At 65.2% G+C, this 21,000-nt stretch carries 21 protein-coding genes and 1 other RNA gene; 10 read left to right on the top strand and 12 right to left on the bottom strand.

Annotated features, from left to right (window positions below; all coding sequences use genetic code 11):
• Position 1: 1 nt before the first annotated feature.
• Positions 2 to 1,507 carry a dienelactone hydrolase family protein gene (locus tag AC56KL_RS10965; protein ID WP_497180187.1) on the bottom strand — a complete coding sequence of 502 codons (1,506 nt, stop codon included), beginning with the start codon at positions 1,505 to 1,507 and terminating at the stop codon, positions 2 to 4.
• Between the two features lie 146 nt (positions 1,508 to 1,653).
• Between AC56KL_RS10965 and AC56KL_RS10960 the strand changes: the two genes are divergently transcribed.
• Together AC56KL_RS10960 and AC56KL_RS10955 are read left to right on the top strand one after the other, a co-directional pair.
• Positions 1,654 to 4,386: a bifunctional diguanylate cyclase/phosphodiesterase gene (locus AC56KL_RS10960; RefSeq protein ID WP_497180186.1), complete on the top strand. Its 2,733-nt coding sequence runs from the start codon at positions 1,654 to 1,656 to the stop codon at positions 4,384 to 4,386.
• Positions 4,387 to 4,447: 61 nt separating this feature from the next.
• Positions 4,448 to 5,011 (top strand): manganese efflux pump MntP, encoded by a 564-nt coding sequence (locus AC56KL_RS10955; protein WP_497180185.1) that lies wholly within the window; start codon positions 4,448 to 4,450, stop codon positions 5,009 to 5,011.
• Between the two features lie 6 nt (positions 5,012 to 5,017).
• Here the strand turns inward: AC56KL_RS10955 and AC56KL_RS10950 are convergent, their stop codons facing one another.
• Positions 5,018 to 5,836 carry a helix-turn-helix domain-containing protein gene (locus tag AC56KL_RS10950; RefSeq protein ID WP_497180184.1) on the bottom strand — a complete coding sequence of 273 codons (819 nt, stop codon included), beginning with the start codon at positions 5,834 to 5,836 and terminating at the stop codon, positions 5,018 to 5,020.
• 135 nt (positions 5,837 to 5,971) lie between these two features.
• On the opposite strand from AC56KL_RS10950, the gene AC56KL_RS10945 reads away from it, so the two are divergent.
• The gene (locus tag AC56KL_RS10945; protein WP_497180183.1) at positions 5,972 to 6,742 is read left to right on the top strand and encodes an isocitrate lyase/PEP mutase family protein; all 771 of its coding nucleotides are present in this window, start codon (positions 5,972 to 5,974) and stop codon (positions 6,740 to 6,742) included.
• Positions 6,743 to 6,792: 50 nt separating this feature from the next.
• Here AC56KL_RS10945 and AC56KL_RS10940 read toward each other — a convergent pair whose 3' ends face one another.
• The 4 genes from AC56KL_RS10940 to yghU form a co-directional block, all read right to left on the bottom strand.
• Entirely contained in the window at positions 6,793 to 7,008 is a 216-nt protein-coding gene (locus tag AC56KL_RS10940; RefSeq protein ID WP_497180182.1) for a hypothetical protein, read from the bottom strand.
• A gap of 198 nt (positions 7,009 to 7,206) precedes the next feature.
• Positions 7,207 to 7,842, bottom strand: coding sequence for an exopolysaccharide biosynthesis protein (locus AC56KL_RS10935; RefSeq protein WP_497180181.1), 636 nt, complete (start codon positions 7,840 to 7,842; stop codon positions 7,207 to 7,209).
• A 167-nt stretch (positions 7,843 to 8,009) separates the two neighbouring features.
• A complete protein-coding gene (locus AC56KL_RS10930; RefSeq protein WP_497180180.1) occupies positions 8,010 to 8,489 on the bottom strand; it encodes a VOC family protein in 480 nt (159 codons plus the stop codon).
• A 121-nt stretch (positions 8,490 to 8,610) separates the two neighbouring features.
• Positions 8,611 to 9,447, bottom strand: coding sequence for a glutathione-dependent disulfide-bond oxidoreductase (yghU, locus tag AC56KL_RS10925; RefSeq protein ID WP_497180179.1), 837 nt, complete (start codon positions 9,445 to 9,447; stop codon positions 8,611 to 8,613).
• Positions 9,448 to 9,633: 186 nt separating this feature from the next.
• Here yghU and AC56KL_RS10920 point away from each other — a divergent pair, with 186 nt between their 5' ends.
• Positions 9,634 to 10,392, top strand: a complete 759-nt coding sequence (locus tag AC56KL_RS10920; protein ID WP_497180178.1) for a hypothetical protein — start codon at positions 9,634 to 9,636, stop codon at positions 10,390 to 10,392.
• A 114-nt stretch (positions 10,393 to 10,506) separates the two neighbouring features.
• Positions 10,507 to 11,046 carry a DUF1993 domain-containing protein gene (locus AC56KL_RS10915; RefSeq protein WP_497180177.1) on the top strand — a complete coding sequence of 180 codons (540 nt, stop codon included), beginning with the start codon at positions 10,507 to 10,509 and terminating at the stop codon, positions 11,044 to 11,046.
• A gap of 112 nt (positions 11,047 to 11,158) precedes the next feature.
• On the opposite strand, the gene AC56KL_RS10910 is transcribed toward AC56KL_RS10915, so the two are convergent.
• Complete coding sequence (locus AC56KL_RS10910; protein WP_497180176.1) at positions 11,159 to 11,734, bottom strand: hypothetical protein; 576 nt, start codon at positions 11,732 to 11,734, stop codon at positions 11,159 to 11,161.
• A 548-nt stretch (positions 11,735 to 12,282) separates the two neighbouring features.
• On the opposite strand from AC56KL_RS10910, the gene AC56KL_RS10905 reads away from it, so the two are divergent.
• Positions 12,283 to 12,810, top strand: a complete 528-nt coding sequence (locus AC56KL_RS10905; RefSeq protein ID WP_497180175.1) for a GNAT family N-acetyltransferase — start codon at positions 12,283 to 12,285, stop codon at positions 12,808 to 12,810.
• Between the two features lie 95 nt (positions 12,811 to 12,905).
• Here the strand turns inward: AC56KL_RS10905 and rpoH are convergent, their stop codons facing one another.
• The 4 genes from rpoH to ftsY form a co-directional block, all read right to left on the bottom strand.
• On the bottom strand, positions 12,906 to 13,796 hold the full coding sequence (rpoH, locus tag AC56KL_RS10900) for an RNA polymerase sigma factor RpoH (protein ID WP_497180174.1): 891 nt from the start codon (positions 13,794 to 13,796) through the stop codon (positions 12,906 to 12,908).
• A 473-nt stretch (positions 13,797 to 14,269) separates the two neighbouring features.
• The gene (ftsX, locus tag AC56KL_RS10895) at positions 14,270 to 15,193 is read right to left on the bottom strand and encodes a permease-like cell division protein FtsX (protein WP_497180173.1); all 924 of its coding nucleotides are present in this window, start codon (positions 15,191 to 15,193) and stop codon (positions 14,270 to 14,272) included.
• Positions 15,190 to 15,867 carry a cell division ATP-binding protein FtsE gene (locus AC56KL_RS10890; RefSeq protein WP_497180414.1) on the bottom strand — a complete coding sequence of 226 codons (678 nt, stop codon included), beginning with the start codon at positions 15,865 to 15,867 and terminating at the stop codon, positions 15,190 to 15,192. The genes ftsX and AC56KL_RS10890 overlap by 4 nt, the downstream gene beginning before the upstream one ends.
• Before the next feature lie 25 nt (positions 15,868 to 15,892).
• Positions 15,893 to 16,843, bottom strand: coding sequence for a signal recognition particle-docking protein FtsY (gene ftsY / locus AC56KL_RS10885; RefSeq protein WP_497180172.1), 951 nt, complete (start codon positions 16,841 to 16,843; stop codon positions 15,893 to 15,895).
• Here ftsY and AC56KL_RS10880 point away from each other — a divergent pair.
• Positions 16,842 to 17,252, top strand: coding sequence for a hypothetical protein (locus tag AC56KL_RS10880; RefSeq protein WP_497180171.1), 411 nt, complete (start codon positions 16,842 to 16,844; stop codon positions 17,250 to 17,252). The two genes, ftsY and AC56KL_RS10880, sit on opposite strands and share 2 nt — an antisense overlap.
• 17 nt (positions 17,253 to 17,269) lie before the next feature.
• Positions 17,270 to 17,461, top strand: coding sequence for a hypothetical protein (locus tag AC56KL_RS10875; RefSeq protein ID WP_497180170.1), 192 nt, complete (start codon positions 17,270 to 17,272; stop codon positions 17,459 to 17,461).
• A 130-nt stretch (positions 17,462 to 17,591) separates the two neighbouring features.
• Here the strand turns inward: AC56KL_RS10875 and AC56KL_RS10870 are convergent, their stop codons facing one another.
• Complete coding sequence (locus AC56KL_RS10870) at positions 17,592 to 19,295, bottom strand: thiamine pyrophosphate-binding protein (protein ID WP_497180169.1); 1,704 nt, start codon at positions 19,293 to 19,295, stop codon at positions 17,592 to 17,594.
• Between the two features lie 162 nt (positions 19,296 to 19,457).
• On the opposite strand from AC56KL_RS10870, the gene AC56KL_RS10865 reads away from it, so the two are divergent.
• Complete coding sequence (locus AC56KL_RS10865) at positions 19,458 to 20,564, top strand: S41 family peptidase (protein ID WP_497180168.1); 1,107 nt, start codon at positions 19,458 to 19,460, stop codon at positions 20,562 to 20,564.
• Between the two features lie 79 nt (positions 20,565 to 20,643).
• An RNA gene (gene rnpB, locus AC56KL_RS10860) (RNase P RNA component class A) lies at positions 20,644 to 20,982 on the top strand.
• Positions 20,983 to 21,000: the final 18 nt, after the last annotated feature.

The raw sequence follows: 21,000 nt of genomic DNA, 5'->3' as shown, positions 1-21,000 counted from the left end.
CTTAGTTGCCGGCGCGCAGGGCCTCGATGCGCGCGGCCGCGTTCAGCTGATTCTTGTCCACGGCGACCGCCTTCTCGTAGGCCTTGATCGCCTGCTCCCTCTCGCCCAGCGCCTCCCAGGCCTCGCCTTCGCTGTCCCATGCTCCGCCGAATCCCGGTTCGATGTGGGTCGCCAGCTTGAACAGCTCGACCGCGCCGCGCGCATTCTTCGCACGCAGCAGCTGGTAGCCCAGCCTGTTGAGGGTGAGGGGATGGAGCTGGAAGTCCGCGGCATCGTTCTTCATGCGCGTATAGATCGCCTCCGCATCGCGGAAGCCGCCGTTGGCAAAGGCGCGCAGGAAGCCGGCTTCGCTCGGCGCCGTCGCCAGGGCCGGACGGACGTCCATCGCCATCAGCTGCGGCGCGATGCCGTTTTTCGACGGCGATTGCCGCAGGAAGGACATCGCCTTGTCGTCCCCCTTCAGGTAGGCGTCGAGGAAGCGGTGCACGTACAGTACCACGGCGCGGTGGGCCTGCACCACGTCGGCGCGCCGGTAGTCGCCGAAATCGCCGTCGCCGGCGAAACGCAGGTGCAAGGAGCTGAAGTGCCGGTGCTGCATCGGGTGCATGGTGCCGAAGTAGACGTCCGAATACTTCATGGTGTTGAGATAGCTCGGGCCCAGCTTGTCCTTGCGTTCGAGTTCCTCGGCCGGCGGCGCCCAGGCGCCCAGGGACATCATCGGCACCGCGGTGCGCACCGGCCGCACGTAGCTGGCCGCACCCCAGATCTTCGGGTGGAAGCGGATCGAGCCGTCCAGGCTCACCAGCGCCTTGATGCGGCTCGACCGCGCGGCGGCGAACACGTTGGCGAGGCCGCCCCAGCTGAAGCCCGCCACCGCAAGCTTGTCCATGTCGGCCTGGGGCAGGCTGCGCGCATGGTTGACCAGGAAGGCAATGTCCGCCGCCTGCGCTTCCACGCCTTCGACGTCGTCGGTCATCGTGGCCGAGCGCGCACCCAGGCTGCGGCTGGCGATGACCACGTAACCCTGGCTGGCGAGGTACTCGCACAGGTCCAGGTTCTCGTGCGCCTGTGCGGCGAAACTCGGCGCGTAGATCACGACCGGGTAGGTGCCGGCAGCGGGCGCCGCGTCGCGCACGGCAAGGGTCGCGGCATCGTGCTGCGCTTTCTGCGGACCGGCCATCCAGGCGGCCTGCTGCTTCGCAGCCTCGCTTGCGGGCAGGGCGAAGTCGACGTCCGACAGGCCGATCCGGCGGTAGTCCGCGACCCGCATCGGCGCAGCGTTCGACCGCTTCGCCGGATACCAGACCAGCATCTGGATCGGACGCGCGGGCGGCGTGGCGACCGGCTTGCCGAAGGCGTCAAGCTGTTCGTCCATCGCACGGCTGTAGTCGTACTGCTGCACGATCCGTAGGCCGACGGCATGCGGTCCGGTGTCGGGCGTCAGGGCGGCAGCGCAGGCGTGAACATGGAAGCCGGCGGCGACCACGAGGATGGCAAGGAATTTCATCGAGTCTTGTGGCAGATGGAGGGACGCTCATCCTACGACAAGTCCGGTGCTGAAAATGCACGGTTTGTCACACCGGGGGAGGTGTCACAAGGATGACATGTTTGCTGCGTAGACTGCCTGCACCTTGCCAAAATGAAATACTCTGCATGAACAAGTATCCCGGCCTTGCCGCCTCCCGCACCAACCGCTACCTCGTCGTCGTGTGGCCGGTCCTGGCGCTGCTGCTGTGCTGTGCGCTGTGGATCGCCACGGTGCTGCGCGCCGACGCCGAGCACGAGCACGCGCAAAGCCAGGTGCGCAAGGATGCCGGCGCCTACGCCGAAGCCTACGAACAGGTCATCACGCGCTCGGTGGGCCAGATGGACCAGATCACCATGCAGCTGAAATTCAGCTGGGAGAAAGGGCGCGCGCATGGGGACAACCATGGCCTGCTCGACGAACTGCGGCGCGACGGCATGTTTACCGACAGCGCCTTCCGCATCGTCGCGATCGTCGACCGCGCCGGCATCGTGCGCGCCTCGACCCGCCCGGCCCTGATCGGCAGCGACCTGTCCGGCGGGCCGTATTTCGTCCAGCACCGCAACCACATCTCGACCGCGCTGCGCATCGGCGCCGCGCCGCCGCGCTTCCATGCCGAGGGCGGAGAAGGCGAGCTGGTGCTGTTCACGCGCCGTCTCGACACCCCGGACGACGAATTCGACGGCATCGTGCTGATGGCCGTGGAGGCCCGCTATTTCACCTCCTTCGTCAGCCCGGCGACGCTGGGCGCCGGCGGAGTGGTGGCGCTGGCCGGCAGCGAAGGACGCCTGCGCGTGGAACAGCGCAGCGACGGCGCCGAGTTCCTCGAGGGCGGCGCGCCCGTGCTGCCGCCGCGCGCGCTGTGGTCGAGCGAGCGCGGGGTGCGGCAGGTAGAGGGCAGGGGGCCGGTCGACAATGGCTTCGCCGACGGCCGGACGCGCGTGCTCGGCTGGCGCCATTCGAACGCCTATCCACTGGTGGCCCTGGTCGGGCTGTCGCATGCCGCCGCCCTCGATGGCGCCGCGACCTACTGGCGCGAGAGCCGCGACCGCGCCATCGTCGCCTCGCTCGGCCTGCTGTTGCTGGGCGTGGGCGGCGCCGTGCTGGCGCGCCGCTCGGTGCGGCGCGAGCGTGAGCAGCAGGAAGTTCAGCGCGCCTACCGCACCGCCACCGAAAGCGGCAACGACGGCTTCTACATGGCTGCGGCGGTGCGCAACCGCGAGGGCGACATCCTCGACTTCCGCATCGTCGACTGCAACGAGCGCGGCGCCTTCTTCTACGGGATGACGCGCGCCCAGCTGGTGGGCAACAGCCTGTCGCAGATCGACAGCGGCCTGTTCGGCGAGGCCCTGCTCGACACCTACCGCAAGGCGATGGAGACGGGCTTCCACGAGGACGACCGCCGCATGCCGCTGGATAACCGCCTGAACATCAGCTGGGGACGACGGCGCCTGGTGCGGGTCGGGAACGGGCTGGCGGTGACCCTGCAGGACATCAGCGAGCGCAAGGCCCACGAGAACCAGCTCGAGCGCCTGGCCAACGAGGACGCGCTGACCGGCCTGGCTACCCGCCACGCCTTCCTGGCCGCGATGCCGGGCATCCTGGCGCAGGCGCGCCACAACGATGCCGCGGGGACCAGCCTGGCGCTGCTGTTCATCGACCTGGACGATTTCAAGCACGTCAACGACACCCACGGCCACGCGACCGGCGACCAGCTCCTGAAGTCGGCCGCGGGTCGCCTGCTGTCGCTGCTGCGCCCGAGCGACGTGGTGGCGCGTTTCGGCGGCGACGAATTCCTGGTGCTGCTGCACCCCTGCGACGGCGAACGCCAGGCCGCCTCGGTGGCGGCGCGCATCGTCGACGCCTTCGGCGTGCCCTTCCTGATCGGCGACGAGCTGCACGCGGTGGGCGCCTCGATCGGCATCAGCATGTTCCCGCGCGACGGACAGGACGCCGCCACCCTGGTGCGCAACGGCGACATCGCGATGTACGCCGGGAAGAACGAAGGCAAGGGCCAGTACCGCTTCTTCGATCCGGCCCTGTCGAACGGCGTGAATGCGCGCGCGCGCCTGAAGCAGCGCCTCGTGGCGGCGATCGAGTGCGACCAGTTCGCCCTGGTCTACCAGCCGCGCGTGGACGCCCATAGCGGCGAGCTGCTGAGCATGGAAGCGCTGCTGCGCTGGCAGCATCCGGAGCTCGGCGTGGTGTCGCCTGCCGACTTCATTCCGCTGGCCGAAAGCACGGGCCTGATCCGCCGCATCGGCGAACTGGTGATCGACAAGGCCTGCGCCCAGCTGGCCGCCTGGCGCGAGGCCGGCGCGCAGCTGGTGCCGGTATCGATCAACGTCTCGCCCAAGCAGTTCCTGGGCGGCGCCGTAGCGCGCCACCTGGAGGCCGCCATGGCGCGCCACCGCGTGCCGGCCAGCCTGATCGAGGTGGAGATCACCGAGTCGGCCATGATGGGCGACCACGACGAGATCCTGGCCGAACTGGCCGCGCTGCGTGCGCTCGGCGTCAAGCTCCACGTGGACGACTTCGGCACCGGCTATTCCTCGCTGTCGCAGCTGCAGCGCCTCAGGATGGACGTGCTGAAGGTCGACCGCGCCTTCACCACGGAGCTGGGCAACTCGAAGGAAGGCAAGGTGTTCTTCCAGGCGATCGTGTCGATGGCCCACGCGCTCGGCATGTCGGTGGTGGCAGAAGGCGTCGAGACGGCGGAACAGCTCGACATCCTGCGCGCGCTGGACTGCAACGAAGTGCAGGGCTATTACATCGCGCGCCCGGCGCCCCCGGACGAGATGCTGGGCATGATGTGGCGCCGCTTCCTGCTGGCGCCGGCCGCCGAGGAGCAGGAAGCCTAGGCCGGGCTGGGAAGCCGGGCAGCGGGTGTGCTATTGTCTCGCGCTCGACCGGAAGCCACGCATGACCTTCACCGCCCTCGTTTTCCTCGCCCTTGCCATGTCGACCGACGCCTTCGCCGCGGCGATCGCCAAGGGCGCCGCCCTGCGCAACCCCGGCTTGCCCCAGGCACTGCGCATCGGCCTGCTGTTCGGCTGCATCGAAACCATCACCCCGCTGGTCGGCTGGGGTCTCGGCTCGCTGGCCGCCGACGCCATCCGCCAGTGGGACCACTGGATCGCCTTCGTCCTGCTGCTGGGCCTGGGCGGGCGCATGATCTGGCTCTCGTTCGGCGCGGACGACGAAGAGGCGGAAGAGGGCGGTTCGCACAACCTGCTGGTGCTGGTCCTGACCGCGCTGGCGACCAGCATCGATGCGATGGCGGTGGGCGTGGGCCTGGCCTTCGTGGACGTCTCGATCGTGCACGCGGCGGTGGCGATCGGCATCGCCACCACGGTCATGGTCACCGTCGGCGTGCTGCTCGGCCGACGACTGGGCGCCGCCGTGGGGCGCAACGCTGAACGGATCGGCGGCGTGGTGCTGGTGCTGGTGGGCACGACCATCCTGATCGAGCACCTGTCGCACTGAGAAAGGCTATCCGGCCTGCAGCTTGCGGCAAAAGGCTTCCGTCGCTGCATCCATCGGGAAGCAGGATTCGATGTGCAGTTCTTCCAGCGTCAGGTCGCGCGGCGTACCGAAGGTGGTGATCGTCGAGAAAAAGCTGATCCGCACGCCATCGCGGTGGAAGCAGGCGCTCAGCACCGGCGCCGGCGCGGCGCCGATGTCGCGCTGGCGCCAGTGGGTAGGCACGCCGGGATAGGCGAGCACTTCCTGCAGCAGCGCCGCCGCCTTCGCGTCGGCGCGCGAGGCCGCCACTTCGTTGTGGAGGTGGCGCAGCATGGCGCCCGCGATCTCCTCCCAGTTCTCCAGCGAAGCGCGCAAGTCGCCGTGGTCGAAGACCTGGCGCAGCATATTGGTGTGCCTGCTGTCGCGGCCGCCGAGCATGAAGCGGTTCACCCTGGTGGCGGCTTCGTTCTCCATCAGGATGTCCCAGTGCCTGTTCAGCAGGAACGCGGGATAGGGCTCCTGCTGCGCCAGGATCGCTTCGACGGCGTAGCGCATCTTGGCCAGCCGCGGCGCCTCCAGGCCGGTTTCGGCATACTGCGGCGCGAACCCCCCGGCAGTGAACAGGACATTGCGTTCGCGCAGCGGCACCGCAAGCGATTCGGACAGGCGCGCGATCATGTCGCGGCTCGGACTGGCCCTGCCGTTTTCCACGTAACTCAGGTGGCGCGCCGAGATCCCGGCCTGCAGCGCCAGGTCGAGCTGGCTCAGGCGCCTGGCCACCCGCCACTCGCGCAGCAAGGCGCCGACCGTGGCGGATGCTCCGGTAGCGGTGAGATCGTTTTTCATCCGCCCATTCTACTGAAGAGCAGGACCGCCTTCCATAACCTCGGAGGTCATGGCGCAGCGACCTGCGAGGGCATTGCGGGGTCCCGCGCGAAGCCGGAAGATGCCATCGACTTCATTCACCAACGAGGAGACATCATGGTTCGACAACAGGAAGCCGCCCTTCGCCTGGCCGCGCTGCACGTCAAGGGACGCCCGCTCGTCCTGTACAACGCCTGGGATGCGGGCAGCGCCAGGGCAATCGCCGGCGCCGGAGCGGCGGCGATCGGCACCAGCAGCTGGGCCGCCGCCGCCGCCCAGGGGTATGGCGACGGCGAAGCCATTCCGCTGGCGCTGCTGGTGCAGATCGCCGGCCGGATCGTACAGACCGTCGACTTGCCGGTGACAGTGGACGTCGAGGGCGCCTACAGTACGGAGCCGGACCTTGGCGCAGGCAATGTCGGCCTGCTGCTCGACCACGGCATTGCCGGCATCAACCTCGAGGACCGCATCGTGGCGGGCAGCGGCCTGCACGCCATCGACGTCCAGTGCGCGCGCATCGCGGCGATCCGCGACATGGCGGCAAGGCGCGCCGCGCCGCTCTTCATCAATGCGCGCACCGACCTGTTCTTTGCCGAGGGCGTGCGCCCCAGGGACGTGCTGGACGAAGCAATCGCGCGCGCGGCCGCGTACGCGAAGGCGGGCGCGTCCGGGCTCTTCGTGCCGGGCTTGCAGGACATCGAGGTGATTGCCGAACTGGCGGCAGCGACCAATCTGCCCGTAAACGTGATGCTGGGGGCAGGAGCGCCGCCCTTTGGCCGGCTGGCCGCGGCAGGGGTGGCCCGCATCAGTGTCGGTCCCATGCCCTACCTGCAAGCGATGGAGGCGACGCGGGAGGCGGCACAGACGGTATTCAGCGGGCCAGCCTAGTTCCCGGTCACAGTCGCAGGAGTGCCGGGCCGCTGGCGTGACCGGCACGCTTACCTGGCAGGCCGGGGCTTCCTGCGGCGGTCGCGCTGGCGGAAGTGGTCTGGCGAGCACAGCACCCTGAGCGCCACCGGGCGCGGCACCCCGACCTGTTCCATGAACAGCAGGGCGGGATGCACCCCATACCGCGAACAGAGTTTCAGCCCCTCATCGACCTGCTGGGCGGTGACGACATCCGTGCGTGCATCGTTCCTGCGTTGCTCAGCCATGTGCTTCCTCCATGCGAGCGAAGGATGCTAGCAGAGGCATCAATACACTTAAAGTGAATTCTTAAGAGTTCACCTCAAGTGCATGAATTGGTGGCTTTTGTGCAAAAATTTCCAGTCTGATATTGCGTGCTGTTGAGACTATGGTTAATGCTGGACCGCATGCCTGGTGCAGGCCGCAGCATGCGTCCGGCGCCGTGTTCAGCCGGTCATGCGCTGGAACACCTCGCGCACCGCCAGGCCGCCGCCGCCGATCAACAGGGCGAAATACAGGATCGTGACGACGTTGCTGATGTGACCCAGCAGCACGCTCACGCCGTCGCGCTGCAGCAGGCCGATCGCCAGGAACAGCAGGGCGACTGCGGGGAAGGTGTTGCTGAATGGAATCAGGCCAAAGGGCATCATCAAGAGCACGGCGCCCAGGATCAGGCCGGCATTATTGATGTGCTGGATGGGCCCGTTTGCCACCAGCCACTGGATGCGGTTGGGCTTGCACACGCGCTCGATACGGTACAGCCAGGGCAGGGCCTTGCGCAGCGCCGGGCGCAGCTTGCTGGTGGAGATGGTCCGATGCTTCAGTTTGGCCGGGACCCAGAGTTCGCGGCCGAACAGGCGGCTGATGCCGATCAGGAGGATCGCCGCGCCGAAGACGGTGCTCACGCCCGGAATCGACACCGGGATCAGGAACACCAGGGTGAGCAGCGCCGTGAGGATCAGCAGGCCTTCGTTGCCGACGCGATGGATCAGCTCGCTCAGGGTGATACCGCCAGGCGGCAAGGAGCGGACCATTGCGCGCAACTTCTTGAAGATCGGTTCACCTTGCATGGATTCTTTCATCTTGCTTCCCGTGGTTCCTGGATGGGCAGGCAGCGTCTTGCTGCCTGGCCGAAAGGCAAGAGTATAGTGCAGGTCGCCGTGCTTCCGTGCCGCGCTGGATGGAAATGCGCGAAATGCACAAGCCGCTTTCCGTTTCCGGCCGCGCCCGTTCGCTGCCTGGCAAGCCGTCAGCCGCGCCGCGCCGCCTCGATCGCCGCCACGTCGATCTTACGCATCGTCATCATGGCGTCGAAGACGCGCTTCGCCACGGCCGGATCGGGGTCGGCGATGCCTGCGGTGAGCACGCGCGGCGTGATCTGCCACGACAGGCCCCATTTGTCCTTGCACCAGCCGCAGGCGCTTTCCTGGCCGCCGTTATCGACGATGGCGTTCCACAGGCGGTCGGTTTCTTGCTGGTCGTCGGTCGCGATCTGGAACGAGAATGCTTCGGTGTGGGGAAAGGCGGGGCCGCCGTTCAGGCCGATGCAGGGGATGCCCGCCACCGTGAAGGCCACGGTCAGCACATCGCCCTGCTTGCCGGCAGGATAGTCGCCCGGCGCACGGAAAACCTCGCCGACCGCGCTGTCGGGGAGTGTCGCCGCATAGAACTGCGCCGCTTCCAGCGCCGTCCCGTTGAACCAGAGGCAAATCGTGTTCTTGCTTACCATGGCATCTCCCATTGTTGGCACATCGTTCACAGGTCGCGCGCCAGCATACCGCAATCGCGCGGTACGCCGCCGATTGCCGGGATCCTGCTTAAGGAAGATCAGCCACGGTTTGCTGGAGGCCTCAGTCGAGGTCGCTGGGAGCGTGGCGTTCCGGCACCTGCTCGTCGGGATTGCCGCGCACGCGGTTGACCTTGCGGCCGCGGATCACGGCCGGGCGGGCCGCGATCTCGTCGGCCCAGCGGCGCACGTTCCTGTACTCATGCACGGAGAGGAACTCGCCGGCCTCGTAGAGTTCCCCCCGCACCATGCCGCCGTACCATGGCCAGATCGCCATGTCGGCAATCGTGTACGCATCGCCGGCCACGTACTGCTTGCCGGCGAGCTCGCGCTCGAGCACGTCGAGCTGGCGCTTGGTTTCCATCGCATAGCGGTCGATCGGGTATGGCAGCTTTTCCGGCGCATAGGCATAGAAGTGGCCGAAGCCGCCGCCCACGAAGGGCGCCGAACCCATCTGCCAGAACAGCCAGTTCATGGTCTCGGCGCGCGCCGGGCCGCTCCTGGCAAGGAAGGCGCCGAACTTTTCGGCCAGGTAAACGAGAATGGCGCCGGATTCGAACACGCGTACCGGCTGCTCGCCGCTGCGATCGACCAGGGCCGGGATCTTCGAATTCGGATTGATCTCGACGAAACCGCTCGAGAACTGGGCGCCTTCGTTGATCTTGATGAGCCAGGCGTCATACTCGGCCTGGACGTAGCCGAGCGCCAGCAGCTCCTCCAGCATGATGGTCACCTTCACGCCGTTCGGCGTCGCAAGCGAATACAGCTGCAGAGGATGCTCGCCGACCGGGAGTTGCGCGTCGTGGGTGGGGCCGGCGACCGGGCGGTTGATGTTGGCGAAGGCGCCGCCGCTCGATACGGGCGGGGTCCAGACTTTCGGTGGAACGTACTGGTCGGTCATCAAGCTCTCCTTGGGCATCCCTGGTCAAAACGATCATTCTAGCCGCGACGGCGGGAACATGTTTTCACGCCTGAAAACGCGGGAGCGCCCCGGCAGAATGCAGCTTGCATGGAGTGAGGGACCGATGGGAGCGCAGCCTGGATTGCATGCTAGAGTTTGTCCCCCAGGAATAGCGACGGAGACATCATGGAGGCAGGTGCGGCAAACGTGGAGGCAGAGCCATTGCCGGTAGAGACTGTGCCGACCAAGGCTCGTTCCTTCAAGCAGTTCGCTGGGGAATATGTCATGATCGTTCTCAGTATCGTCACCGCGCTGGCCCTGGAAAGCGGTGTGCGCCAGTTCAACCAGGCGCGTGAGGCACGCGAAGCGGCGCGCAACCTGGACGCGGAGATTGCCGTGAACCTGGCCGAGATGCGCTCGGTGATCGCACACAGCGATGCCGAGGTGAAGCGCCTGCGGAGGCTGCAACAGATCCTGCTGGCGGATATCAAGGCAGGTGTCGGCGACGCGAAGGCCATCAAGCACGTGATGCACGAGTCCGGCGACCGTTTCACCGTCAGCCTGCGCACCCCATCACTGCAGCGCGAAGCCTGGGATGTGGCGGTGGCCAACCAGGCGCTGAGCTTCATGCCGCAGGAACAGCTCCAGCGCTATGCAAGACAGTACGCCAACATGCGCGACATCCAGGCGATGGTGCTGGGCGCAGGCGGTTCCTTCATCGACCGGCCTCAGTTGGCCAATGTGATGAGCAACCTGGAAATAAACGACATTACGGCGCGCGAGCTGTACCGCGTTTTTGCGCAGATGAGTTTGGTGCATGAGTCGAACAGCAAGAACATGCGGACGCTCGAGAAGCTGCTGGTAGACGAACAGGGACGTATCCTGAAGCCCAACGGCCGGGTTCTGCCAAGTAAGAGCGCTTCAGCAGCCGGTCCTTATGGATAGTCAGCTGTGGCACGTCGATCCAAGCCGAATTCTGGGAGGGCCGTGCAGCGTTCGGCGACAGGACCGATGCACCATGGATGCCTGGTAACTTAATTTTCTTGCTTCGTTCAAGCTTTGGATTCGCTCACCATGCCATCGTTTCTTTACAGCGCCTCGGTTCCTGTGCTCCTGCACTACCTGGACCGCTTGCGCGCGCTTGTCGACCTCGCTGAAAAACATACTGAAACTCATCGGCAGGCTGCTGAAGAGGTTCTTGACGCTCGTTTATCGGATGACATGTTCCCGTTTGGGCTCCAGGTGCAAATCGCCGCCAACTTTGCCCTGCGCGCCAGCTTCCCCCTGGCCGGGAAAACGGTCCCTCCTTACGGAGAATTTCCAGCATCGTTCGCTGGATTGCGGTCGCGAATTTCACGCAATGCGTCGCTTGTCCGGGAGCTGCAATGCAGTGATTTCGACGATGCTGCGTCTCGTACGCTCCAGGATGGAGCAGGGCAAGCGGTGGTATCCCTACCGGCGCCGGAATTCCTCCTGCATTACGCTTTGCCGAACTTCTTTTTCCATATATCGGTTGCGTATGCCATTCTCAGAAGATCAGGTATCGCCGTAGGAAAGCAGGACTTTGACGGCTTTCACTCCTACCCGCATAAGGGCTGAACCCGCAGCAGGGCGTCTTCGGCGACGGAGCCTGCGCGAATCCCGACAAATAGTGTGCATTGGTCAGCCGGATCGACGCACTGACCGGACCGCGCACTTGCCTTGTCATGAGCTACCGAGAGATACCCGACGGGTCAAGTCGCTGCCAGTGCATGATCCAGTTCTCGCTCCAGGTACGGCCGTTATCGCTCGAGCGCATCTGCATCCAGCGGCAGGAGTGGGGCGTGACCTGATCCCAGATGCCACGTGTGATGATGCCGGCATCCTGCGTGTCCCAGCAGCCTGCGCCGTCAACAAAGCTGCCCCATCCGGGCGCATTATCCATGAGGCCGTTCTTGTTGCTGATCCAGTAGTCAGCCCACAAGCCGCGCTCGACATCGAGCAAACGTACACCCATGCCACTGATATTGCGTGCGGGGATGCATAGCTCTTCCACACTCGCCACGCCACCCAAGAGCCCGAAGACGGTTGCCTCACCCTCGAACTCATCCCACTGCTTGTCTACCAGCCGGCGGTTGGCTATTTTCCAGTGTCCAGTCAAGAAATCGAAATCACCGGGCTTGCCGTTCGCCTTGGGCACGGCGGCTGAAATGGCAGCATTGGCGCTACCTGGTCGTGAAGCCGTCGCAAGCCCAGCAATAGCCTGCAGCAGCGCTCCGTGCTGCAAACCGGTTCCTTGATCGCTCATCCATATTCTCCTTGTGTATGCAAAAGGCCTAATGCCGATACGTAGAATAGGAGATAAACAGGACAGAATCGGCCCTATTTCATGAATAATGTGGACGCACTGTCGTGACCGGTAACTCAGAACGGCAATGGCATCGCTCCGGGCCTTGGACTCACCCTCGAGCTGCTTCTCGCTGCGAAATCGGAGCATGGCGCCGCTTTTCGGGTTCCAAGAAAATGCGGGTCGCCACCTCGGACGAAAGGGGGCGTTCAGCGAGCCCGCTTGCCGCGTGTTCGCGGACGCCCGAGCTGACCGAGTAGATGCTTGCATCGATCAGAAGGGCAGTTTTATAGTCGCGGCGTCGGTTCATCGTTTGTCCTCTGGTCTATAAGCAAGGTATATCCAGTATAGTCATTCAAGCCTGAATAGCGCGCTCAGCAGTCGAGCAAGCGTGTCGAGCTCGACGAGCGTGTGGCCTGGATGATGTCCGCTTGTCGGTTTCGAACCGTTCCGCTGTCGGCGGTAACGGGCCTTCGCAAAAAGCGCTCACAACCTGACTATTTCTTGCAATGACTCAGTTCATTACTTCGGTTCCCTGCCTTCACACAGAGCGACTCACGCTTCGAGAATATCGCCGCGAAGACTTCGACGCATTCGCAGCGCATTGCGCCGACCCGGTCAGCTCAACCCACCTGGGCCTGGCTGACCGCCATGCTGCATGGCGCATCTTCTGTTCACAAGCGGGACTGTGGCTCCTGCATGGCGCCGGATGGTGGGCCGTCGAGGAAAAGGAAACCGGTCGAGTGGTCGGGAACGTCGGCGCGTTCTTTCGCGAGGAATCCACCGTGATGGAGCTTGGCTGGAATACCTATCGCGCCTTCTGGGGCCGGGGATTCGCGCACGAAGCGGCGGCGGCGGCCTTGACCCATGCGCTCGAGATCCGAGGAGAGCCAACAGTGCGGGCGCTCATCGATGCAGGCAATGACTCATCGCTGCGCGTTGCCAGGCGCCTTGGCTTGGCTTATCAATCGGAAACGGAGGTGTACGGCAAAGCGGTCGGTGTGTATACGCGTGAGCGGGAAAGCCCGGTCGTCTAGACCGACAGGAATGCCCTCAGAGCTGTCCGCCAGGTTTGCAGCCCCCAAAGAAAAACCCCGCCGCAGCGGGGTTTCTGGTTGAGGGGTGCAGGGGCTCAGACGTAAGCCGCCAGCGCACCCTTCATCTTCTTCAGCGCCGCCGATTCGATCTGCCGGATACGCTCGGCCGACACGCCGAACTCCTCGGCCAGCGTGTGCAGCGTGGCGCCCGAACCGTCGTCGTTGGCCAGCCAGCGCGCTTCGATAATGCGGCGCGAACGCGGGTCCAGCTTCGACAGGGCCGTCTCGAGGCCTTCCGACTGCAGGCGGTCGACCTGCTCGGCTTCCAGCACGCGGGTCGGCTCCTGCCGCTCCGACGACAGGTAGGCGATCGGGGCGAACTTGTCGTCTTCGTCGTCGGTCGGCGATTCGAGGGCGATGTCGCGGCCCGACAGGCGGGTTTCCATCTCGATCACTTCTTCGCGCTTGACGTCGAGCATCTTCGCCAGCTCGTCGACCTGGCTCGGGGTCATGGTGTCCAGACCCACTTTATTGCTGCGCAGGTTGAAGAACAGCTTGCGCTGGGCCTTGGTCGTTGCGACCTTCACCAGACGCCAGTTCTTCAGGATGTATTCGTGCATCTCGGCCTTGATCCAGTGCATCGCGTACGAGACGAGACGCACGCCCTGGTTCGGGTCGAAGCGCTTGACCGCCTTCATGAGGCCGATGTTGCCTTCCTGGATCAGGTCAGCATGCGGCAGGCCGTAGCCGAGGTAGCCGCGTGCGATCGACACGACCAGGCGCAGGTGCGACAGCACCAGCTTTTGCGCGGCGTCGAGGTCGTTCTGGTCCCGCAGCGACTTCGCCAGCGAGACCTCTTCCTCGTGGGTCAGCATCGGCAGGCGGTTGACGGCAGAAATATAGGCATCGATGTTGCCCAGATTGCCAGTGAAACCCAGTCCCAGAGCACGACTGCCGGCCGGAACCAATGCGGATTGTGCGGACATGTTTATTTTCCTCGTAGTGAACTTCTGCATCCAAATGTGCCACCGACCCATGTCGCGCAACACCAGCGTTACTGCTTGTTACTGGATGCCTTCCTTGATTTTCGCTGTTTTCGAGACATATATTAGCACTCTACAAGTATGAGTGCTAGGCAGGGATCGGTTTGTCAAAATTGATTAAGTTTGGCTAAAGTATTGCCTATAAGGATCAATTTCGCGTCGATTTAACTGTAGGGCAGGTGACTTGAATTTTGTTGATTCGGCTCAAAAGTGAGCAGGAACCAGCTGGAAAACACGTTAAGGACAGGTTAAAGGCCATAGGAAGGCCCTTCTGTTGAATGGCGCACCTTCGGCAAGCAAGCCCTGTAGGAATAGGGCTCGCCTTAACGTAGGGGTGGACGCAGGGCCTTTCAGGTGATGATTTCGGCAAATTTGAACATGCGTCCGGCAGGCCGTCCGCGTGTTCACGGATTGCCTCAGCGCACCCGCGCCAGGTGGCGCTGCACCGACAACATCGCGCCGATCAGGCCCAGGCCCGCGCTGATCGCCAGCACGCCGGCCGTCTCGAGGCCGCCAAGCGGCGCCAGCTGGAACTCGGACGCGTACAGCCGCGCGAACTGCGCGATCGACTCGTTCAGCGGCACCAGGGCCAGCATCACCGCGCCGAGCGCCACCGCGCCGGCGCACAGGCCGAGCAGGGCGCCCGTGTAATAGAAGGGGCGGTGGATGAAGTTGTCCGTCGCGCCCAGCAGCTTCGACACGGCGATCTCTTCCTTCTGGGTCAGCACCTGCAGGCGGATGGTGTTGAACACCACGGCGATCACCACGATGCCGAGCGTGACCGCCAGCAGCAGCAGGGCCAGGCGCAGGATCGCCAGCATGGCGGCCAGCCGCTTCACCCAGGCCGAGTCGACCTGCACCACGTCCACGCCCGGCAGCGCGCGCAGCTGCTCGACCATCGCATCGACCTGGCTGGCGGCGCCGCTGCCGTCCAGGCGCATGCGGAAGCTGTCCGGCAGCGGGTTGTCGCCCAGTGTCTCGATCACCTCGCCCAGGCCGCTCCTGTCCTTCATGGCGGCCAGGGCCTTCTCGCGCGGCACGAACTCGAGGTTCGCCGCATTCGCCTTGCCGCCGGTGGCGAGGATGGCGCGGATGCGCGGCTGCAGGGCGGAGGCATCCTCGCGCGTAGCCTCCAGGCGCATGAATACGCTGATCTCGGGATCGACCGAGAGCTGTTCGGAAAGCGGACGCACGTTGTCGAGCAGGGTGATGCCGGCAAAGGGCAGCATCAGCGCAAAGGCGACCACGAGCACGTTGAACAGGAAGCTGCCCGGCGCCTTGCCCACGGTGGACATGGCCGCACCGAGCGCGAAGCGGTGCTGGCGCAGCCACGGGCTCATGCTGCACCTCCGGGATGGCCGCTGCCAATCAGCTGGCCATGTTCGAGGCGGATCACGCGCGCCTGCGCACTGTCGAGCACCTGGTCGTCGTGGGTCGAGATCACGCAGGTGACGCCAGCGGCGTGGAAGGCGCGTAGCGCGTCGAGCACGCGGTCGGCCGCGGCGCGGTCGAGGTTGGCGGTGGGCTCGTCGGCCAGGATGATCTGCGGGCGGTTGACGATGGCGCGGGCCACGGCCACGCGCTGCTGCTCGCCGCCGGACAGTTCCAGTGGCATTGCCTTGGCGCGGTCGAGCAGGCCGACCTTGTCGAGCGCGGCGCGGGCGCGTCCCTCGGCCTGGCCCTTGGGCGCGCCGGTAACGAGCAGCGGCAGCATCACGTTGCCGAGGATGCTGCGGTCGTTGAGCAGGCGCTGGTGCTGGAAGATCAGGCCCAGGTTACGGCGCAGGAAGGGGATGCTGGCCTTCCCGATGCGGCCGATGTCCTGGCCGTTGACGGTGACCACGCCGCTGGTGGGGCGCTCGACGGCGGCCACCATCTTCATGAGGGTCGACTTGCCTGCGCCGGACGGGCCGGCCAGGTAGACCAGCTCGCCCCTGGCGATGTCGAGGGACAGGTCGCGCAGCGCGTAGGCGTCGGGAGAATACTGTTTGGAGACGGACTGGAATGCGATCATCGGTGCGCTGTTCAAGGTCATTCCATCAGCCCAGCAGGGCTTCGACGAATTCTTCGGCGTTGAAGGGCTGCAGGTCGTCCAGCTTTTCGCCCACGCCGATGAAGTACACGGGCACCGGACGGGTGCGCGCGATGGCGGCCAGCACGCCGCCCTTGGCGGTGCCGTCCAGCTTGGTGATCACGAGGCCGGTCAGCTGCAGCGCGTCATCAAAAGCCTTTACCTGCGCCAGCGCGTTCTGGCCGGTGTTACCGTCGATGACCAGCAGGGTCTCGTGCGGGGCGCCTTCCATGCCCTTGCCGATGACGCGCTTGATCTTCTTGAGTTCTTCCATCAGGTGCAACTGGGTCGGCAGGCGGCCGGCGGTGTCGACCATCACCACGTCCATGCCCTTCGCCTTGCCCGACTGGACCGCATCGAAGGCGACGGCGGCCGGGTCGCCCGAGGCCTGCGAGATCACGGTGACGTTGTTGCGCTGGCCCCAGACCATCAGCTGCTCGCGCGCGGCGGCGCGGAAGGTGTCGCCGGCGGCCAGCAGCACCGACTGGTCGAAGCGCTGCATGTGCTTGGCCAGCTTGCCGATGGTGGTGGTCTTGCCGGCGCCGTTGACGCCCGAGATCATCATCACGAGCGGTTCGTGGCGTCCCAGCTCCAGGGGTTTCTGCAGCGGCGCCAGCAGTTCGATCATCAGCGCCTTCAGCGCGCTCTTCACCTGGGCGGCGTCCAGCAGCTTGTCTTCCTTGACCTTGCGGCGCAGGGCGTCCAGCAGGTGCTGGGTGGCGTCCATGCCGGCGTCCGACATCAGCAATGCGGATTCGAGTTCCTCGTACAGGTCCTCGTCGATGCGCGCGCCGACGAACAGCAGCGACAGGTTGTTCGACGTCTTGGACAGGCCGGCTTTCAGGCGCGCCATCCAGGAGGTTTTCTGGTCGGCTTCGCTGGTCGGGCGTTCCGCGGTTTCCGGGAACAGCTCGCCCATGCCGGATTCCACCGATCGGGCGGCCGGTGCAGGCGCCGGCACGGGCGCCGGAGCGGGGGCGACCGGTGCGTCCAGCCTGCCGGGGACGAACATCGGCGCCGATGCCGTGTCGGGAACGGCTTGGCTCGGCTCCGGGACCTCGGTCTCAGGCTTCTTTCTCTTGAAGAAACTAAACATAGTGTGGGGGGCGGATCCTGCGCAGGTGCCGGCTGGACTGCCGGCGAAGAAAAAAGTAGCGAATATTTTACCAGAGCAGCAAGATGCTTCCCTCTGCACGGCGTCGACACTTGAACATGCGTCGAAGGAACTGTTTGTTGTGTTATTGATGAAACCGACTGGCTACTCAACAGTGCGCTTCTGGAAAACGATGGCGAGTTGCGTTAAATTGAATACAGAGAGAAAACCATAAACATAACGGGGCACACCGTGAAGATCACTAATTTCCTGAAGCGTCTCATCCATGGCGACAACGCCACGGATGGCGGCGCTGCGAACATGCGCAACATTATCGTGTGGGCGTTCATCGCCCTCGTCGCATTGTTCCTGACCAATCCGGAGCAGGTCAGTTTCTTCGACCAGCCGATTCCGTTGCCGGCCGAACTGGGGCTGGGACAGTAGGGGTGATCTGGTCCAGTGGACCAGATCACGCTATGCCGACCGCGCGTTCAAACATGGCGTGAGCCTACGTCACGCCTGTTCCCACACCGGTTGAACGCGCGGTCGGCGAAGCCGACCACCCTACATAGCATCACCGATTCGCCTGGGCCGCTTCCGCCGTCTTGCGAATCGTCTCGAGCGTCGCATTCGGCGTGATCAGGTTGCCGTCGTAGCGCAGTTCGATCACGGCCGGCAAGTTCCGTTCGTTCGCATGCGCCAGGGCGCGCTGCAGGGCGGGCGCGAATTCCCCGGTCTTCTCGACCACCTCGCCATGGCCGCCGTAGGCGCGCGCCAAGGCGGCGAAATCCGGATTGTGCAAGCTTGTGCCCGACACGCGGCCCGGGTAGTCGCGTTCCTGGTGCATGCGAATGGTGCCGAACATATTGTTGTTGAACACCAGGATGATCACGCCGGCGCCATATTGCACGGCGGTGGCCAGTTCCTGGCCCGTCATCATGAATTCGCCGTCGCCGGCAAAGGTGACCACGGTGCGCTGCGGATCGATGATCTTGGCCGCCACCCCGGCCGGCACCGCATAGCCCATGGCGCCATTGGTCGGCGCCAGCTGGGTGCGCTTGCCGCCATAGCGGTAGAAGCGGTGCGCCCAGGTGGCGTAGTTGCCGGCGCCGTTGGTGATGATGGTGTCGCGCGGCGCCTGCCGCATGAGTTCCTGCACCACCTGCCACAGGTCGAGCGGGGCACCGCCCCCGGCGAAGATCGGCGGCTGCGCCTGCCAGGCGGCCAGGTCGGCCTTTGCTTCTTCCACCGTCCCCGCCCAGGCGGACGGATCCACCGGCTCCATCGCCGCCAGCATGGCGCACACCTGCGGGGCGCCGCTGGCGATCATCAGGTCGGCCTGGTACACGCTGCCCAGTTCTTCCGGGTCCGCATGGATGTGGACCAGGCGCTGGCGCGGCACGGGTGAAGACAGCAGCGAGTAGCCGCTGGTGGTCATCTCGCCCAGGCGCGGGCCGATGGCGATCACCAGGTCGGCTTCCTTCACGCGCGCGGCCAGCTTCGGATTGATGCCGATGCCGACGTCGCCCGCGTAGTTCGGATGGGCGTTGTCCATCAGGTCCTGGAAGCGGAAGGTGCAGCCCACCGGCAGGCGGTTGGCTTCGGCGAAGCGCGCCAGGTCGGCGCAGGCCGCGTCGTTCCACGAGCCGCCGCCCAGCAGCACGATCGGGCGCTTCGCTTCCGCCAGCATGGAACGCAGCTGTGCGACCTGTTCTTGCGAGGGCGCGGCCTGCACCGGCTGGTAGCGGCGCGCGTCAGGCACTTCGGCTTTCTTGATCAGCATGTCTTCCGGCAGGGCCAGCACCACCGGACCGGGACGGCCGCTGGTGGCCACCTGGAAGGCGCGCGCGATGTATTCGGGGATGCGGTCGGCGCGGTCGATCTGGGTCACCCATTTCGCCATCTGGCCGAACATGCGGCGGTAGTCGATTTCCTGGAAGGCTTCGCGGTCGATGAAGTCGCTGCCGACCTGGCCGATGAACAGGATCATCGGGGTCGAGTCCTGGAAGGCCGTGTGCACGCCGATCGAGGCATTGGTGGCGCCGGGGCCGCGGGTGACGAAGCAGATGCCGGGCTTGCCGGTCATCTTGCCATAGGCCTCGGCCATGAACGCCGCGCCGCCTTCCTGCCGGTTGATCACGAAGCGGATGTCCGAATCGTGGAGCGCGTCCAGCACGTCGAGGTAGCTTTCGCCGGGCACGCCGAAAGCGGTGTCCACGCCGTGGGTATGGAGCGCGTCGACCAGGATCTGGCCGCCGGTGCGGGAAGGGTGGGTCATGGTTCGGTCATCCTTGCAGGTTTGGTATCGAGTGATTTTATGCGAGGCCATCCGTCGAGGCTTTTGAAATGGCGACACAAAATTTCAGAAAAGACAGCCTTTCAAGCCCGGCTGCAGGCTATGATTTGCCGTTAATCCTTTCGCAATGGTCTTCGATCCACAATGCATAAGTACCTGATCCGCTTGGTGTTTCCGCTCCTGCTATCGGCCCAGCCGGCCATGGCCGCGCAGGCCGCGCCCGCTGCGGCCTGCCAGGCCGACCTGGAAGAGATCGCCGCCTTCCTTCCCGTGAACGACGCCGGCGCGCGCGACCACCTGGCCAGCCATGGCGACACTATCGGCCGGGCGCTGCGCAAGGCGCGTGCGGACGCCGCCGGCGCCGGCAGCGCGGCCACGTGCGATGCCGTGCTGGACGCCTACCTGATGGCATGGCGGCCGGGGCACCTGAGCGTGACGGCGCTCGGCGCCACCGGCAGCACCGCCGCGCCGCCATACCGGACCGGTACGGGGGGCGACCCGCGCATGCCTTCCTTCAAGGTGCTGGGCAAGCGCACCGTGCTGCTGGTGTTCCCCAGCTTCAAGGATGCCTATGCCGCGGCCGTACGCAAGCTGATGGAGGAACACCGCGCGCAACTGGCCTCGCACCGGAACTGGATCATCGACGTACGCGACAACGGCGGCGGCGCTGACCTGAGCTATGCGCCCTTGCTGCCATGGCTGCTGGACGGCGGATACCCGGTGCACCGCGCCGAGTTCCTGGTGACGCCGGCCAACCTCAAGGCGCAGGAAGACATCTGCAGGCAGACCAGCGAGCAGCAGGCCTGTGCGGACATGATCGCGCCGATCGTGAACAGGATGCGCGCCGCCCCGCATGGCAGCATGGTGCTGGGCGGCGATGCGCGCGTGGGCTTCGTCGACACCGTCAAGCCCGAGCCTGGTGCACCGGCGCGCGTCGCGGTGCTGGTCGACCGCGGCTGCGGCAGCACCTGCGAGCAGTTCCTGCTGACGGTGCGCACGGGTTTCCGTGTGAAACTGGTCGGCCGTCCCAGCGCCGGCGTGATCGATATCGCAAACATGCGCCCGCACGCATTGCCGTCCGGCCGGGTGTTGAAGTACGGGACGAGCCGCTCGACGCGCGCGTCCGACATGCGCATCGACACCATCGGCATCGGGCCGGACATCCTGCTGCCGCGTCCCCTGGACGAGGCGGGCAGGGAGGCGGAAGTGGTGCAGGTGCAGCGCTGGCTCGAGACCGGGACCTGGAAATAAGCCGGCGGGCGTCGTCAAAATGGCACGGCCTGCCCGGCAATGGGGGAACAAGCCCGCGTATCGGTTACAATGCCCCCGTGAAGCAGGCCAGACAGCCGCTGGCTCCCATCTTCGGACGGGAGCGGGAGGAAGGTCCGGACTCCATAGAGCAGGGTGACGGTTAACGGCCGTCCGCTGAAAGCCGCAAGGTATAAGGCGAGGAATAGGGCCACAGAGACGAGCGTATTCAGTTACGGTGAAACGCGGTAACCTCCACTCGGAGCAATTCCAAATAGGCACGCGTTGATGTTGCTCGCGGAGCGTGCGGGTAGGAAGCTTGAGCGCTGGAGTAATCCAGCGCCTAGAGGAATGGCTGTCATAGGGGCGTCCTGCAAGGGAAACCACTACACAGAATCCGGCCTATCGGCCTGCTTTACATGAATTCCACGGGGTCCTG

It is taken from the genome of Telluria sp. ZB4P34, assembly GCF_059686055.1.
This window is presented reverse-complemented; position numbering and strand designations above follow the sequence as displayed.

What these genes read in the sequence shown, in the direction of transcription:
- AC56KL_RS10945 (WP_497180183.1), top strand. Translation starts at nt 5,972, where the DNA reads ATGGTTCGACAACAGGAAGCCGCCCTTCGCCTGGCCGCGCTGCACGTC.
- AC56KL_RS10960 (WP_497180186.1), top strand. Translation starts at nt 1,654, where the DNA reads ATGAACAAGTATCCCGGCCTTGCCGCCTCCCGCACCAACCGCTACCTC.
- AC56KL_RS10965 (WP_497180187.1), bottom strand. Translation starts at nt 1,507, where the DNA reads ATGAAATTCCTTGCCATCCTCGTGGTCGCCGCCGGCTTCCATGTTCAC.
- rpoH (WP_497180174.1), bottom strand. Translation starts at nt 13,796, where the DNA reads ATGTCCGCACAATCCGCATTGGTTCCGGCCGGCAGTCGTGCTCTGGGA.
- AC56KL_RS10870 (WP_497180169.1), bottom strand. Translation starts at nt 19,295, where the DNA reads ATGACCCACCCTTCCCGCACCGGCGGCCAGATCCTGGTCGACGCGCTC.
- AC56KL_RS10955 (WP_497180185.1), top strand. Translation starts at nt 4,448, where the DNA reads ATGACCTTCACCGCCCTCGTTTTCCTCGCCCTTGCCATGTCGACCGAC.
- ftsY (WP_497180172.1), bottom strand. Translation starts at nt 16,843, where the DNA reads ATGGGCGAGCTGTTCCCGGAAACCGCGGAACGCCCGACCAGCGAAGCC.
- AC56KL_RS10905 (WP_497180175.1), top strand. Translation starts at nt 12,283, where the DNA reads ATGACTCAGTTCATTACTTCGGTTCCCTGCCTTCACACAGAGCGACTC.
- AC56KL_RS10880 (WP_497180171.1), top strand. Translation starts at nt 16,842, where the DNA reads ATGCCGGATTCCACCGATCGGGCGGCCGGTGCAGGCGCCGGCACGGGC.
- yghU (WP_497180179.1), bottom strand. Translation starts at nt 9,447, where the DNA reads ATGACCGACCAGTACGTTCCACCGAAAGTCTGGACCCCGCCCGTATCG.
- AC56KL_RS10910 (WP_497180176.1), bottom strand. Translation starts at nt 11,734, where the DNA reads ATGAGCGATCAAGGAACCGGTTTGCAGCACGGAGCGCTGCTGCAGGCT.
- AC56KL_RS10940 (WP_497180182.1), bottom strand. Translation starts at nt 7,008, where the DNA reads ATGGCTGAGCAACGCAGGAACGATGCACGCACGGATGTCGTCACCGCC.
- AC56KL_RS10920 (WP_497180178.1), top strand. Translation starts at nt 9,634, where the DNA reads ATGGAGGCAGGTGCGGCAAACGTGGAGGCAGAGCCATTGCCGGTAGAG.
- AC56KL_RS10935 (WP_497180181.1), bottom strand. Translation starts at nt 7,842, where the DNA reads ATGAAAGAATCCATGCAAGGTGAACCGATCTTCAAGAAGTTGCGCGCA.
- AC56KL_RS10865 (WP_497180168.1), top strand. Translation starts at nt 19,458, where the DNA reads ATGCATAAGTACCTGATCCGCTTGGTGTTTCCGCTCCTGCTATCGGCC.
- AC56KL_RS10890 (WP_497180414.1), bottom strand. Translation starts at nt 15,867, where the DNA reads ATGATCGCATTCCAGTCCGTCTCCAAACAGTATTCTCCCGACGCCTAC.
- AC56KL_RS10930 (WP_497180180.1), bottom strand. Translation starts at nt 8,489, where the DNA reads ATGGTAAGCAAGAACACGATTTGCCTCTGGTTCAACGGGACGGCGCTG.
- ftsX (WP_497180173.1), bottom strand. Translation starts at nt 15,193, where the DNA reads ATGAGCCCGTGGCTGCGCCAGCACCGCTTCGCGCTCGGTGCGGCCATG.
- AC56KL_RS10950 (WP_497180184.1), bottom strand. Translation starts at nt 5,836, where the DNA reads ATGAAAAACGATCTCACCGCTACCGGAGCATCCGCCACGGTCGGCGCC.